This window comes from Saccharopolyspora sp. NPDC002578, assembly GCF_053592695.1.
This window is the reverse complement of the sequence record NZ_JBSFWJ010000038.1, coordinates 47,576-63,074: the sequence shown is the minus strand read 5'-3', so window position 1 is coordinate 63,074 and position 15,499 is coordinate 47,576. Positions and strand designations below refer to the sequence as shown.

Annotated in this window: 6 protein-coding genes; 1 reads left to right on the top strand and 5 read right to left on the bottom strand. The window is 73.9% G+C overall.

The window, feature by feature from the left end; genetic code table 11:
- Positions 1–107: 107 nt before the first annotated feature.
- From ACWD38_RS18775 to ACWD38_RS18760, 4 genes are all read right to left on the bottom strand, one after another.
- Positions 108–329 (bottom strand): MbtH family protein, encoded by a 222-nt coding sequence (locus ACWD38_RS18775; protein WP_184478394.1) that lies wholly within the window; start codon positions 327–329, stop codon positions 108–110.
- The gene (locus ACWD38_RS18770; protein WP_450124548.1) at positions 326–11,695 is read right to left on the bottom strand and encodes an amino acid adenylation domain-containing protein; all 11,370 of its coding nucleotides are present in this window, start codon (positions 11,693–11,695) and stop codon (positions 326–328) included. Before ACWD38_RS18770 ends, ACWD38_RS18775 begins: the two co-directional genes overlap by 4 nt.
- Before the next feature lie 560 nt (positions 11,696–12,255).
- Positions 12,256–13,446 carry an alpha/beta hydrolase gene (locus ACWD38_RS18765; RefSeq protein WP_450124547.1) on the bottom strand — a complete coding sequence of 397 codons (1,191 nt, stop codon included), beginning with the start codon at positions 13,444–13,446 and terminating at the stop codon, positions 12,256–12,258.
- An 84-nt stretch (positions 13,447–13,530) separates the two neighbouring features.
- Complete coding sequence (locus ACWD38_RS18760; RefSeq protein ID WP_184478387.1) at positions 13,531–13,800, bottom strand: GlsB/YeaQ/YmgE family stress response membrane protein; 270 nt, start codon at positions 13,798–13,800, stop codon at positions 13,531–13,533.
- Between the two features lie 186 nt (positions 13,801–13,986).
- Between ACWD38_RS18760 and ACWD38_RS18755 the strand changes: the two genes are divergently transcribed.
- A complete protein-coding gene (locus tag ACWD38_RS18755; protein ID WP_184478385.1) occupies positions 13,987–14,574 on the top strand; it encodes a helix-turn-helix domain-containing protein in 588 nt (195 codons plus the stop codon).
- Between the two features lie 97 nt (positions 14,575–14,671).
- On the opposite strand, the gene ACWD38_RS18750 is transcribed toward ACWD38_RS18755, so the two are convergent.
- On the bottom strand, positions 14,672–15,160 hold the full coding sequence (locus tag ACWD38_RS18750; protein WP_184478383.1) for a carboxymuconolactone decarboxylase family protein: 489 nt from the start codon (positions 15,158–15,160) through the stop codon (positions 14,672–14,674).
- Positions 15,161–15,499 lie beyond the last annotated feature (339 nt).

Sequence of the window (15,499 nt, the reverse complement as noted above, 5' to 3'; positions counted from 1 at the left end):
GGTTGAACAGCGTCGCCGGGCTCATCGCCCGGTCCATCAGGGCCCCGAGCAGCTTGCGCTGGTTCTCGGCGCGCCCGAGGTCGCGCTGAGGTTCCGCCACCCCACCCCTATGCGAGCCCTTCCACGGACGCAGGCCGTTCAAGGGACGCAGGCCGGAGGTCCGTCCAGTGGGTTTCGACGTAGTGCAGCGCGGCTTCGCGGGTAGCGCCGTCGAGCACGACGTCCCACCCGGCGGGGACCTCGGCGAACGCGGGCCACAGGGAGTGCTGGAGTTCGGTGTTGCGCAGCACCAGGAAAGTGCCGTCCTCGTCGTCGAACGGGTTGGTCATGACCGCCGGTCCTCCTCGTGTTCGGTGTGCTCGCGCAGGTGGTCGCGCAGGATCGCGCCGAGTTCGCCGACGTGGCGCGGTTGCATGACCAGGTGGTGCGGGTGGTCGAGCCGGTACGTCGTGAACGGCCCGTCCAGGTGCGGGCGCCAGCGCTGCGGACCCGGGCCGTCCGGGGTTCCGATGTGGACGGTCGGGCCGGTGTGGTGACCGGGACGGTGTCCGGGCAGCAGGCTCGCGTTGTGCCGGGACACCTCGACGAGGTCGGCGATGTCCTGCTCGGTGAGTTCGGCGAGCGCGCTGCCCTCCTGGCGCAGCGCGGCCGACACCTCGGCGAACGAGCGCGGCACGTCGTCGTCGCGGCCGATGGAGGTGAGCAGCACGCGGTGGATCCGCTGCAGGTCGAGCGAGTCGTCGTCGGTGGCTCCGCCGCCGAGCGGCGGATCGATGAGGCACAGCTGCCCGGCCTCGGTTCCGAGCCGCGCCGCCATCGCGTGCGCCACCAGCCCGCCGAACGACCAGCCCACCAGGTGGTACGGCCCTTCCGGGTGCACCTCCCGGAGTTCGGCGAGGTAGCGCTCGGCCATCGCGTCGACGTCGCCCGGCAGGTCCGCCACTCCGCCCGCACCGAGCCCCTGCAACCCGTACACCGGGTGCGCGGGGTCGAGGTGCGCCAGCAGCCCCGAGTACAGCCAGGCCAGGCCGCTCAGCGGATGCACGCAGACGACCGGTGGCGCGTCGCCCCCGGTGCGCAGCGGCACCAGGTGACCGGCGGGCCCGGCGGTGCCGAGCACCCGTTCCAGGTCGGCGGGGGTGGCGGCGGCGAACACGTCGCGGATGTGCGGCCGGACGCCGAACTCCGCTTCGACGCGGTCCACCAGGCGCACCGCGAGCAGCGAGTGCCCGCCGAGCGCGAAGAAGTTCTCCCGGTGCCCGACCCGCGCCACGCCGAGCACGTCGGCGAACACCGCGCACATCGCCTGCTGCGCCGCCGTTCCGGCCGGTTCGGGTTCGACCACCTCCCGGCCGGGGTCGGGCAGCCGGTCACGCAGCAGTTTTCCGTTGTGCGACAACGGGAGTTCCGGAGTGGTCAGCAGCCGGGACGGGACCATGTAGGCGGGCAGCCGGTCCGCCAGGTGCGCGCGCACCGAGTCCAGGTCCGCGCCGGGCGCCACCAGGTGCCCGACGAGCCTGCGGTCGTGGGCGTCGTGGTCGTGCACCGCGACGGCCGCCGCCCGCACCTGCGGATGTTCGGTGAGCACCGCCTCGATCTCGCCGAGTTCCACCCGGTGGCCGCGGATCTTGATCTGGTCGTCGTCGCGGCCGTGGAAGCGCAGCACGCCGTCCCCGTCGCGGGAGGCGAGGTCGCCGGTGCGGTACATGCGGGTTCCGGGCGGCCCGAACGGGTCCGCGACGAACCGGTGCGCGGTGAGCGCGGTGCGGTGCAGGTAGCCGGTGGCCACGCCGCGCCCGGCGAGGTAGAGCTCGCCGACGACTCCGGGCGGCACCGGGTTGAGCCACCGGTCGAGCACGTGGCAACCGGTGTTCCACAGCGGGTTCCCGAGCGGCACCGCCGCCGGTTGCGCCCCTTCCACCTGGTGCGCGGTGGACCACACCGTGGTCTCGGTGGGGCCGTAGCAGGCGATCACCTCGCAGCCGAGCTCGCCGAGCCGCTCCGCCAGCGGGCCGGGCACGAACTCGCCGCCGATCACGGCCCGCACGCCGCGCAGGTCCCGCGGTCGTTGCGCGAGCAGCGCGTGCCACAGCGACGGCGTGGCCTGCATCGCGCGCACCTCGTGCCGGTCGACGAGGTCGAGCAGCAGCGCGGGGTCGCGGGTGAAGTCCCGTCCGGCGAGCACCACCGCGGCACCGGTGACCACACCCAGGTACAGCTCCGGCACCGACATGTCGAACCCGGCGGGCGCGGTCGCCAGGACCCGGTCGTGCGGTCCGAGGTGCAGCCGTTCGCGCAGCGAGCACAGCAGGTTGAGCACCGCGTCGTGCGGCACGACCACGCCCTTCGGCCTGCCCGTGGAGCCCGACGTGTAGATCACGTACGCGGTGCCGGGCGGCACCGGACCCGGCTCATCGGGGCCGTCCTCGCAGGTGAGCGCTCCGGTGTCGTCGTGCGTGACGACGAGGGCCGGGCGCGCGTCGGCGAGCACGTCCGCGATCCGCCGACGCGGGAGGTCCGGGTCGTAGGGCAGGTAGGCGGCACCGACGGCGGTCACCGCGAGCATCGCCGCGAGCAGGTCGGGTTCGCGGCGCAGGCCGAGCGCGACGAGCCGGCCCGGCCCGGCGCCGCGCGCGGTGAGTTCCGCGGCGATCCGGTCGACCCGTTCGGCGACCTGCCGGTAGGTCAGCTCCCGATCGCCGTGGATCAGCGCCACCGCCTCCGGCGCGCGGGCGACCTGGGCGGCGAACAGCGCGTGCGTCGTGCCCTCCGGCACCTCCCGTGCGGTGCGCTTCGCCTGGAGCGCCAGTGCGGCGCCTTCGGCCTCGGTGAGCACCGGCAGCTCGGCGATGCACCGCCGCGGTTCGGCGGTGGCGGCGCGCAGCAGCCGTTCCAGGCGGCCGATGAGCGCCCGCGCGGTGGCCGGGGTGAACAGCTCCGCGTCGTACTCCAGCACGCCGCCGATCCCGGCGGGCGCGCCGCGCTCGTCGTGGTCGGGACGCAGGCTCCACAGCAGGTCCATCCGCGAGGAGGCACCGTGCAGCGACAGGGATTCGACGGTCGCGCCGGGCAGGTCGAACTCGGTGGGCGGGGTGTCCTGGAAGGCCAGCATCACCTGGAAGATCGGGTGGTGCGCCAGCGAACGCGCCGGGCGCAGCACTTCGACGAGCCGCTCGAACGGCAGGTCCTGGTGGTCGAACGCGTCCAGGTCCACCGACCGGATCCGCCGCAGCAGCTCGCCGAAGGAGGGCTGCCCGGACAGGTCCGCGCGCAGCACCACGGTGTTCACGAAGCAGCCGACCGCGTCGTGCAGCGCGTCGTCGCCCCGGCCGGCGACGGGGGTGCCGATGGGCAGGTCGGCACCGGCCCCGTGGCGGTGCAGCAGGACCGCGAGCGCGGCGTGCAGCACCATGAACAGGCTGGCGTCGTGGTCGTGGGCGAGCCGAGTCGCCGCCGCGTGCAGGTCGGCGTCGAACTCGATCTCGACGGTCTCCCCGACGTGCGCGGAGGCCGTCGGACGCGGGTGGTCGGCAGGCAGCGCCAACTGCTCCGGTGCGCCCTTGAGCGCCCGCGTCCAGTGCTCGATCTGGTGGTCGGTGTCGATGTCCCGCTGCCACAGCGTGAAATCGGCGTACTGCACCGGATCCGACGTCCACCGCGGAGCAGCACCGCCGGTCCGCGCGCGGTAGGCGCGGGACAGGTCGCGGCTCAGCGGGGCGAACGAGGAGCCGTCGGCGGCGATGTGGTGCAGCAGGATCAGCAGCACGTGCTCGCCGGGAGCGGAGGTGTAGAGGGTGACGCGCAGCGGCGGTTCCGCCGCCAGGTCGAAGCGGTGCGCGGAGTCGGCGTCCAACCGCCGCGCCAGCTCCTGCCCGGACACCTCGACGTGCTCGAAGCGCAGCGACTCCGCGGGCAGGACCCGTTGCCACGGGCCGTCTTCCGCTTCCGCGACCACGGTGCGCAGCACCTCGTGGCGGGCCACCACGTCCCGCCACGCCTCCCGCAGCACGTCCGGGTCCAGCTCACCGCGAATCCGGTGGGCGAACCGCAGGTTGTAGGTGGCGCCGAACTCGTCGAACCCGCTGATGAACCACAACCGGCGTTGCGCGGGTGAGAGCGGGACGCGTTCGGGACGCCTGCCCGCGCGCAGCCGCGGCCGGGTCGCCTCGGCCCGGTCGGCGATGCGGCGGGCCAGCTCGGCCACCGTCGGCGCGTCGAACAGGGTGCGGATGTCGAGCTCGACGCCCAGCCCGGAGCGGATCCGGTTGATCAGCTGGGTGGCCAGCAGCGAATGCCCGCCGCTGTCGAAGAACCCCTCGTCCACCCCGATGCCGGGCACGCCCAGCGTCGCGGCGAACGCCTCGCACAGGAACCGCTCCGCCGGGGTGCTCGGCGGTCGTCCCGGCGCCCGCCCGGACACCGGGCTCGGCAGCGCGCGGCGATCCATCTTCCCGTTGGGCGTCAACGGGATCTCGCCGATCGGCAGCACGAACGACGGCACCATGTGCCGCGGCAGCACGGCCGCCGCGTGGTCGAGCAGCACCGCCGGTTCGACCTGCGCCGAGAGCACCACGTAGGCCACCAGGCGCGGCCCGCCCGCGTCGTCCTCGCGGGCGAGCACCACGGCTCGGACGACGGACTCGTGCTGCTCCAGGACGTGCTCGACCTCGGACGGTTCGATGCGGAACCCGCGCACCTGCACCTGCTGGTCGACGCGACCCAGGTATTCCAGCGAGCCGTCCGGCAGGAACCGGGCCAGGTCGCCGGACCGGTACATCCGGGTGCCGGGCGGCCCGAACGGGTCGGCCACGAACCGGCTCGCGGTGAGCCCGGGGCGCCCGAGGTAGCCGCGCGCCACGCCGCAACCCGCGACGTAGAGCTCACCGGGGCACCCCGGCGGCACCGGCCGCAGCGCGCGGTCGAGCAGGTGCAGCCGCAGGTCGTCGAGCCCGGTGCCGACGACGCTGCGCGTCTCCGCCGGATCGCGCAGTTCCGCGTACGTGGTGTGCACGGTGGTCTCGGTGATCCCGTACATGTTGATCACGCGCGGCGCGTCCGCTGCGATCCGGTCCCGGACGCGCGCCGGGTCCAGCGCCTCGCCCGCCAGCACCACGCTGCGCACCGACTCCGGCTCGGCACCGGCCTCGACGAGCTGGTAGTACGCCGACGGGGTCTGCGACAGCGCGGTGACCCGCTCGCGCTCCAGCAGCGCCCGGAACTCCCCCGGCGCCCGGCTCACCTCGAACGGCACCACGACGAGCCGCCCGCCGCGCCCGAGCGCGGCCCACAGCTCCCACACCGACATGTCGAACGCGTAGGAGTGGAACAGGACGTGCACGTCGTCCGGGCCGAATTCGAAGTGCCGGTCGGTGACCTCCAGCAGCCGGTGCACGTTGTCGTGCGTGACGACCACGCCCTTCGGCGCGCCGGTCGACCCGGAGGTGTAGATGACGTAGGCGGTGTCGCCCGGCCCGATCGGGACCGCGAGGTCGCCGTCGGCCCGCGCGTCCACGGCCGCCGCGACCGCCGCGTCGTCTAGCACCAGCGGCGCCGCCTCCGCGGGCAGCGCATCGGCCGTGTCCCGCACCGCCAGCACCAGCCGCGGGTGCGCGTCGGCCAGCGTGGCGCGCAACCGCTCCGCCGGGTACGCCGGGTCCAGCGGCAGGTAGCCCGCACCGGACTTCAGCACCGCCAGCAGCGCGACCACGAGTTCGGTGCCGCGCGGTAGCGCCAGCGCCACCAGCCGCCCCGGTCCCGCGCCGCGCGACGTCAGCTCCCGCGCGAGCCGGTTCGCCCGCGCGTTGAGCTCGCCGTAGGTGAGCCGCCGCTGCCCGCAGGAGACCGCGGGCGCGTCCGGGCGTGCCGCCGCGTGCCGCTCGAACAGCTCCGTCAGCACGCCTCCCGGAACCTCCGGCAGCGGCGCGGGTTCGCGGTGCTCGCCGGGCAGCAGCAGGTCGATCTCACCCAGCCGCGCGGCCGGTGCCGCGCCGAGCCGTTCCAGCAGCGCGCCCAGCCGGTGCAGCAGCAGGCGCGCGGCGGGTTCGTCGGCGACGTCGGCGCGGTGGTCCAGCCGGAAGCCGAGCCGGTCGCCGGGCAGCACGATCAGCGACAGCGGGTAGTGCGTGCCGTCGGACACCCGCAGGTCGGTGATCCGCGGTTCCCGCAGGTGCCGCTGCGCGTCCTCCCGCTCCGGCGGGTAGTTCTCGAACACGAGGACCGTGTCGAACAGCTCGCCGTGCCCGGCGATGGCCTGCAACCGGGTCAGGTCGACGTGCTGGTGCTCCAGCACCGCGAGCTGCTGCTCGCGCAGCTCGGCCAGCGCCTCGGCCACGGTGCGGTCCGCGCCGAGGCGCACCCGGACCGGCACCGTGTTGATGAGCAGCCCGACGACGTCCTCCACGCCGGGCAGCTCGGCCGGGCGGCCGGAGACGGTGGCGCCGAAGACCACGTCGTCGCGCCCGGTCAACGACCCCAGCAGCACGCCCCAGGCGAGCTGCACGAGGGTGTTGAAGGTGAGCCCGTGCCCGCGTGCGGCCCGCCGGATCCGCTCGGTCGTGGCGGCGTCGAGCTCGTGGTGCACCCGGCCGTGCCGCGCATCGCCTGCGCCAGGTGCGGCCACCAGCGTCGGTTCGTCCACATCGGACAGGAACGCGCGCCACGCGGACTCGTGCGCGGCGGAGTCCTGCCGCGCCATCCAGTCCAGGAAAGCGCGGTAGGGCACCGGGTCCGGCAGCGGCTCGTCCGCGTACAGCGCGAACAGGTCGCGGATCAGGATCGGCATCGACCAGCCGTCGATGAGGATGTGGTGCGTGGTCAGCACGAACACGTGCCGATCCGGGCCGGTGCGCAGCAGCGCGGCGCGCAGCACCGGCGGTTCGGCCAGGTCGAAGCGGCGGGCGCGGTCCGCGTCGAGGTAGCGGGTGACGTCGGCCTCGGCGGTCGCGTCGAGCTCGGTCCAGTCGACGCCGAACCGGGACGGCCACACCTGCACCGGGACGCCGTCGGTGCCGTGCCGGAACCCGGCGGTGAGCTGCGGATGCCTGCGCAGCAGCGCGTGCACCGCACCGCGCAGGGCCGCGGCGTCGAGCGCGCCGGTCAGCTCGAACCCGAACTGCACCAGGTACGGATCGGCGCCGTCGCGGTCGAACAGCGAGTGGAACAGCAGTCCCTGCGCCAGCGGCGGCAGCGCCAGCACCTCGCCGCCGTCGCGGTCGGTGCGGTGCCGCGCCTCGGCGGCCAGCTCGGTGAGCACCTCGAACCAGCGCCGGGCGAGCTCGTCGACCTCGTGCTCCGGCACGAGTTCGCCGGCCCAGGACCAGTTGGCGGTCAGCCGCGGGCCGTCGGCGCCATCGGTGATCAGCGAGTCGAGCTCGATCGGGTGCGTCAGCGGCAGGCCCGGCGGCATCGCCGAGCCGAGCACGCCCGACCACGGCTGCGGCCCCCATTCCTGCTCGGCCGCGGTGTCGAAGCGCCCGAGGTAGTTGAACCCGAGCTGCGGGCGGGTCCCAGCGGCCAGCTCCGGCGCGGTCTGCGGGTTGAGGTGGCGCAGCAGGCCGTGACCGATCCCGTTGCGCGGCACCGAATCCAGCGCGGCGCGGACCCGCTCGACCGGTTCGTCCCAGCCCGCGCTCTCGGGCCGCGCGCCGCGCAGGTCGAACCGCACCGGGAACCGGGTGGTGAACCAGCCGACGGTGCGGGACAGGTCCTGGTCGTCGGCGAACTCCTCCCGGCCGTGGCGCTCCACGTCCACCAGCACCGCGTCCCCGGCGCACGGGTGGCCGGTCACTGCCAGCGCGAACGCGGCGAGCAGCACGGTGTCCACCGGGCAGCCGAACACCGCGGCGGCGCGGTGCACCAGTTCACCGGTGACCTCGGCGGACAGCGTCAGGGACCGGTGCGCGCGGGTGAACTCCAGATCGGCCTCCGGCGACAGCGGCCGTGCGGTCAGCGGCGGGTCGGAGACGGCTGCCAGCTCCCTCCACAGTGGATGTTCCGCCTGCACTTCCGCTTGCTGCGCCCGCAAACCCGAGGCGCGCGCCCACTCCGCGAAGGACGTGCCGACCGGTTCCAGCCGCGGCTCCCGCCCGTCGGCGACGGCGCGCCCGGCGTCGCGCAGGTCGTCGAGCAGGATGCGCCAGGACACCCCGTCCACGGCGAGGTGGTGCACGGCCAGCACCAGCGTGCCCGGCTCGGCACCGGCGTCGAGCCACACGGCCCGCACGACGCGGCCCTCGGCGGGGTCCAGGTCCGCTTGCGCCGAGCGGGCGCGCTCGGCGGCGAGCTCCCGCAGCTGCGCGTCCCCCAGGCCGCGCACGTCCTCGCGCTCGAACTCGCACTCCGCGTCCTCGGCGATCGCCAGCGACCACAATCCGTCCGCTGTCGACAGTCGTAATCGCAGCATGTCGTGCTGTGCCACCACGGCGCGCAGCACGGTGCGCATCGCGTCCTCGCCGAACCCGGCCGGGGTCCGCAGCACCGCGCACTGCGCGAAGCCCGCCACCGAGCCGCCCAGCTCCCGGAACCAGTGCATGATCGGGGTCAGCGGCAGCGGCCCCCGGTCCGGCGCGGCGTCGCGGCGCACCGGCGCGGCGGGAGCTCCGGCGTGTCCGGCCAGCGCGGCGGCCGTGGGATGCCGGAACACGTCGGCGGTGCCGATCCCGAAGCCCGCCCGCCGTGCCCGGCTGGCGAACTGGATCGCCGTGATGCTGTCGCCGCCGAGCTCGAAGAAGTCCGCCTCCGGCGCCACGTCCGCGAGCCCGAGCACCTCGCCCACCAGGCTCCGCAGCACCTGCTCGGCGTCGGTCGCGGACGCCGTCGCCGCCACTTCCGCGCTCGCACCGGCGGGCGGCGGCAGCGCGTCGCGATCCAGCTTCCCGTTGCGGGTCAACGGCAATTCGTCCACGGGGACGATCGCCGAGGGCACCATGAACGCCGGGAGCGCCGCTTCCGCCCGAGCCGCCAGCGCGACGGCGTCGGCCGCCCCGACCACGTAGCTCACGATCCGCCGCCGACCGGGGCGGTCCTCGCGCAGCACCGTCGCGACCTGCCGCACCCCGGGCGCACCGCGCAGCGCGGCGTCGATCTCACCGAGCTCGATGCGGTAGCCGCGCAGCTTCACCTGGCCGTCGGCGCGTCCCGCGAACTCCAGCAGCCCCGCGGAGTTCCACCGGGCCAGGTCGCCGGTGCGGTACATCCGCTCGCCCGGCGGGCCCGACGGGCAGGCCACGAACCGGTGCGCCGTCGCCCCCGGCGCGCCGACGTAGCCGCGCGCCACCCCGGCGCCCGCCAGGTACACCTCGCCGACGACGCCCGGCGGCACCGGCCGCAGCGCGTCGTCGAGCAGGTGCACCCGCTTGCCGTCCAGCGGCGCCCCGATCGGCACCGTCACCTCGTCGAGCGCGGCACCGGGCGGCACGGGCTGCCGGGTCGCGAACACCGTCGTCTCCGTCGGCCCGTAGCCGTTGATCACGGTCAGCCCCGGCACGGCGTCCTGCACCCGGCGCACCGCGGCGGGTGAGACGACGTCACCGCCGGTCCACACCTGGCGCACCCCGGTCAGGCAAGCCGGGTTCTCCTCGCTGAGCGCGTCGAACAGGCCCGCCGTCAGCCACAACCCGGTGATGCCGTGGGCGGCGACGGTCTCGCCGAGCACGCCGAGGTCGGCGGCGTCCGGCGGAGCCAGCACCACCTCTCCCCCGGTGAGCAGCGGCACCCACAGCTCCAAGGTCAACGCGTCGAAGGCGTGCGGCGAGTGCAGCAGCACCCGCTGGGCGCCGCCTTCGGCCCACCACCGGTCGGCGGCCAGCCGCACCAGGTTGTCGTGGGTGATCGCGACGCCCTTGGGCACGCCGGTGGAGCCGGACGTGAACATCACGCACGCGAGCCGCTCCGGCACGGGGTCCGCGGCCTCCGCCGACGGCGCCGCCGGTGCGGGCTCGGCGAGGTCGAGCACCCGGCCCCGTTCCCGGAACCACGCGGCGAAGTCGTCGGTCGCCACGTCGGTGAGCAGCAGCTCGATCCGGGCGGTGTCCGCGATGGTGCGCAGCCGGTCGGGCGCGTCGCCCCGGTGCAGCGGCACGTAGGCCGCGCCCGCGCGAGTCACGGCCAGCACCGCCACCACCAGGTCCGCGGACCGCTCCACCAGCAGTCCCACCGGCGACTCCGCGCCCACCCCGGCCGCGACCAACCGGGCGGCCAGCGCGGCGGAGCGGGCGTCGAGTTCGCGGTAGGTCAACCGCTCTCCGGTGGCGGCCGAGGTCACCGAGACCGAGTCCGGCCGGTCGCGCACCTGCTCGGCGAACAGCGCGATCGCGTTGCGCGCAATCGGTTCCGCCGGTGCGCCGGCCCCGGCCGCGAGCACTTCCGCGCGCTGCTGCCGGGAAATCGCCTCGAACCGGCCCAGCGGAGTGTCGGCCGGGGCGTCCACCAGCTGTCGCAGCAACCGCTGGAACCGGTCCCGAGCCGCCGCGAGCAGCTGCTCGTCGTGGTTGGCGGGATTCGCGTCGAAGTCGAACCGCAGCTCCCCGTCACCCCGGTCGTAGGCGACCACGGAGAAGTCCTCCGACGGCGGGGCCTGCACGTTGTGCACGCTCGCCGAGCAGTCGCCGAAGCGCAGGCCGTAGGCGAACTTCTGGATGTTCACCACCGGCCCGAAGAACACCCGGCCGTCCTCGGGATAGCCGAGTTCGCGGCGCAACCGCTCGCCCCGGTACCGCTGGTGGCGTTGCACCCCGGCGACCTCGGCGGCGACCTGCTCGACGAACTCGCCGGCGGTGGCGGCCGGGTCGACGTGCAGCCGCAGCGGCAGCACGTTCGCCGACATCGACGGCACGGTGCGGCTGAGCTCGGTGGCCCGGCCCGGCACCGGCAGGCTCAGCACGACGTCCCGGCTGCCCGTCACCGCGTGGGTGTGCAGCGCAGTGGCCGCCACGACCAGCCTTGACCAGCGCTGCCCGAGCCGTTGCGCGGCGGAGCGCATCCCGGCGAACTCCGACTCGTCCAGGACGGCGCTCGACCGCAGCGACTGCGCCGAGGCCGCGGCCGGACGCGCCGCCATGCTCAGGAACCCGGGGCCGTCCGCGAGCCGGTCCTGCCACCACCGCCGGTCCGCGTCGAACTCGGCGCCGCGGCGGTACTCGTCCTCTTCGGACAGCAGCGCGGCCGACGAAGCCCAGCGGCAGGCGGGCACGGGCTCACCCGCGACGCGGTGCGCGTAGATCTCCGAGACCCGCTGGGAGAACAGCGTCATGCCGACGCCGTCGAGCGCGATGTGGTGCACCCACTGGAACAGCAGGTGCCGGTCGTCGGCGATGCGCAGCACCTCCGCCCCGAACAGCGGGCCGGTCGCCAAGTCCACCGGCCGGTCCAGTTCCGCGCGCATCAGCCGCAGCGCCGCCGCGTGCGGTTCGGCTTCGGCGCGCATGTCCCGGACGGCGACGTCGGGTTCGTCGCAGCGGGAGCGACGTCGAGGCCGCCCGTCCGGTCCTTCCGCGAACACGGCGTTGATCGCCTCGGTGTCGCGGGCGGCGAGGCGGACCGCCGCCACCAGCGCGTCCACCTCCAGCGGCCCGGTGATGTCGACGTACTCGCCCCACAGGTACCGCGAGCGCTGTCCGGAGCGGGCCTGTTCGGCGATCCAGATGCCGAGTTCGGCCTCGGACGCGGGCAGCTCGGCGGAGTTCTCGCCCAGGTTCATCGGTCATCCTCACCGGCAGTGGTCTGCGCTGTGTCGGCCTCGGATGGCCGCGCCGGTACCGGGGCGGCCCACGAGACATCGCCCCCGGACGGGCGCGGGGCGATGGCGTTCTGCGGTCGGCTGATGTCGTACGTCGGGCGGCGGCGAACCCCCGCTCGCGACGAGCGGTGTCCCCGCGACGGCGGCGCTTGGGCCCGGTGGCCGCTTCCCGAAGCGGGCGCGGCGGCGGGCGGACTCCCGGTTTCCGGGCGCATTGCGGCGTTGCAAGGCCCGAGCGGGAAGGCGCGGAGCGCTGTGGCGCGCTAGTTCACGCGCGTCGGGAACGAGTCGCGCCGTGCGGCACGCGTTCCCCGTATCTCGTTCGGCTGCAGCTCCCGCACGGTGGGCGGCGATCTCCCTCGCTCACGTGCTGACCTTGACATGCGGGAGCCGACCAGTCGATACAAAGAACCCAATTAGACCAATTCGGACATCTCACTTGATGCCGCTGCCCACATTCAGGTTGCGCTCGCGCGACACGGCCGACCGGTCGACGCGGACGCCGCGCCGGGCGTGTCCGCTCAGTCCGGCGGGACGTGCGCGCGCAGGAACCGCAGCAGTTCCGCGCGGCTCACCGCGCCGCCGATGGTGTGGAAGCGGGAGTCGAAGGCGTGGTCGGAGAACGGCACCGCCGCGTAGTCCACGACGTCACCCGCCGCGCGCAGCCGGTCGGCGAACCCGCGGACCCGCTTCTCCAAGATCAGGTGATCGTCGATGCCGGTGACCAGCAGGGTCGGCATCAGCCCCGGCCGGACCCGCGCCAGCGCCGACGCGTACGCGTAGCGCTCCGGGACCTGCTCCGGCGATCCACCGAGGAACGCGACCGCCGTCCGCCTGCCGTAACCGCCGAGCCCGGCGTCCGCGTACGCCCCGGCCAGGTCGACCGCCGGGTAGAACCCCGCCACCGCGATCGGCGGCGCCGGCCGCACCCCGCCGCAGCCGCCCACGTCGCGCCGATCGGCCAGCGCGTACCCGGCGTTGATGGCGAGACCGCCGCCCGCCGACCCGCCGGAGAGCACCAGCCGCGACGGGTCGACCCCCAGCTCAGCGGCGTGCTCGGTGATCCAGGACAGCGCGCACACCACATCGGACGTGGCGTCGTACCAGCGCGGCGGCGGGGTGAGGCGGTAGTCGATCGAGATCACCGGATAGCCCCGGTCCGCGAGGTACCGGTACAGGGCGCGCTGCTCGAAGCGGCTGCCGGAGCTGAAGCCACCGCCGTGCACCCACACCACGGCAGGGCGCTCGGCACCCGAGCGCGGCGGGGACCAGACGGAGGCCCGCAGTTCGTGGCCCTCGGCCTCGGCGAAGACCTCGGTCCGGTCCGGTGGCGCGGCGGGCGTGCCCGCGCCCAGCACGTCGGCGAACCCGACCGGAACACCGCGGTCGTGCGCGAAGGAGAGCTGGCCGCCGAGCACGACGAGTGAGCCGGCCAGCGCGATCAGGGCGCCGCCGCCGAGCACTCCGGCGGATCGCCGCACCCGCAGCCACCACCCGGCCGCGGCGACCACCGCCAGCACGAGGCCGAGCAGCACGAAACGGAAGGCCCACCGGCCGACGAGCTGCGAGCCGAGGACGCCGAAGAACGGCAGCGCGGGAATCAGCGCGCCGAACGCGAGCAGTGCCGCGGCGACGGCGACCACGACGCCCGCCGAGACCACCACGACGCCGAACGCTCTGGCGGCGGACCACCGCCGGGCCTCACCCGCCACGTCTCACCTCTGCTGGATCAGGACGTCAACGGCCGGTCTCGTTCCGGGCACGGCGCGGGCCGCAGGGACCCGCGCCGCTGTCGCTCAATCCTGGCGGCTCTTGCGCCCGGTGACCTTGTTGTAGATGATCAACACGACGATCGCGCCGATGATCGAACCGATCCAGCCGGTCGGCTGGAAGCCCCGGATGCCCACGGTCAGCAGCCCGAAGATCAGGCCGCCGACGACCGAGCCGACGACGCCGAGCACGATCGTCATCAGCAGTCCGATGTCGTCCTTGCCCGGAACGACGGCCCGCGCGATGAAACCCGCGATCAGGCCGAAGACGATCCAGCCGAGGATGGTCCACACCATCGCTTTCCTCCTTCTCTCGGTGCCCCTCCCGATCCGGCACCCTACTGTCCGTAAAGCCCCGAGCCGAACCGGAAGGGGGCGGCACCGGGTGAAACCGGACCCGATCGGACGCATCGGCCGCCTTCGCGGCAGCGCACACCCTCGCGAACCGTTGACAAATTCCGTTGCCGATCCTGCAATGGCCGGATGAGCGAACCCTCGTCCCCCGAGCTGGACGCGACGCTGGCGGAGGTGGGGCCGCGGCTGCGGGCGTTGCGCAAGCGCGGCGGGCTCACGCTGGCCGGGCTGTCGGAGGCCACCGGCATCTCGGTGAGCACCCTGTCCCGCCTCGAATCCGGCAGCCGCCGCCCCAGCCTGGAACTGCTGCTGCCGCTGGCCAAAGCGCACCAGGTCCAGCTGGACGAACTCGTCGGCGCCCCCGCCACGGGTGATCCGCGGATCCACGCGAAGCCGATCGTGCGCCACGGCATGACGCACATCCCGCTGACCCGGCGCCCCGGCGGCGTGCAGGCGTTCAAGATGATCATTCCCACCGGCCGGGGCGAGCCGGACCCGCAGACGCACGAGGGCTACGAGTGGCTCTACGTCCTCAATGGACGCTTGCGACTGGTGCTCGGCGAACGCGACCTGACCTTGCAGGCCGGCGAGGCGGCGGAGTTCGACACCCGGGTCCCGCACTGGTTCGGCCCCGCCGACGCCGCGACGGTGGAACTCCTCGTCCTGTTCGGACCCCAGGGAGAACGGGTCCACACCAGGGCGAAACCCCGCGGGTAGCCCCGCGCTCGACGTCCTCGCCTCGCGGTGCCGTCTCAGCGGCGGAGCCACCGGGTTCCACCGCCGGACACCTGCGCAGGCCGTTCCGGAGGAACGTTCAGTGCGAGCCCGGGGTGTAGTGGCCGGGGACGTTGCGGCTGGTCACGGCGAAGCGGTTCCAGGCGTTGATCACCGTGATGGCGGCGATGAGATGCGCCAGCTCGGTCTCGTCGAAGTGCTTCGCGACCCGGTCGTAGACGTCGTCGGGCACGAACCCGTCGGTCAGCACGGTGATCGCCTCGGTGAGTTCGATCGCCGCGATCTCCTTCGCGGTGTAGAAGTGCCGCGATTCCTCCCACGCCGAGAGCTGCACGACGCGCTGCACCGACTCACCGGCTGCCAGCGCGTCCTTGCTGTGCATGTCGAGGCAGAACGCGCAGTGGTTGAGCTGCGACGCGCGGATCTTCACCAGCTCCAGCAGAACCGGGTCGAGGCCCTTCCGGGCCGCCGAGTCCAGCCGGATCATGCTCTTGTACACGTCCGGTGCGAGTTCCTGCAGGTTCAGCCGCGGCGCGTGTTCGGGTTCGTAGCCGGATTCGTTCGCCATGCGAGCAACGCTAGTCCCGGAGTGGCCCACCCACCTGGTCCACTTCGCCCCCGATCACCTGGTCCAGTCCCGGGCAGCTCCCCCGCCGGGGCACCCCTGAACGACTGGGGACCGATTCCCCACCTGTGGACAACTCGCGCAATTTCGCGAGAAATCGCGAGCCCCCGAAATGAGTTCCCCGGCAAACACGGGTCTTGAACTGGTGTTACGGCCGGGTTTTGGGTGGCGCGGGTGTGGCAGGGGTGCGATTTCTCGCGAAATTGCGGGGTGACTGCGGGTGGTGAGGTGGGCCTTTCGGGGGGGGGCGTACGGAGTGGGGCGGAGCGAGCTACTGGTCGT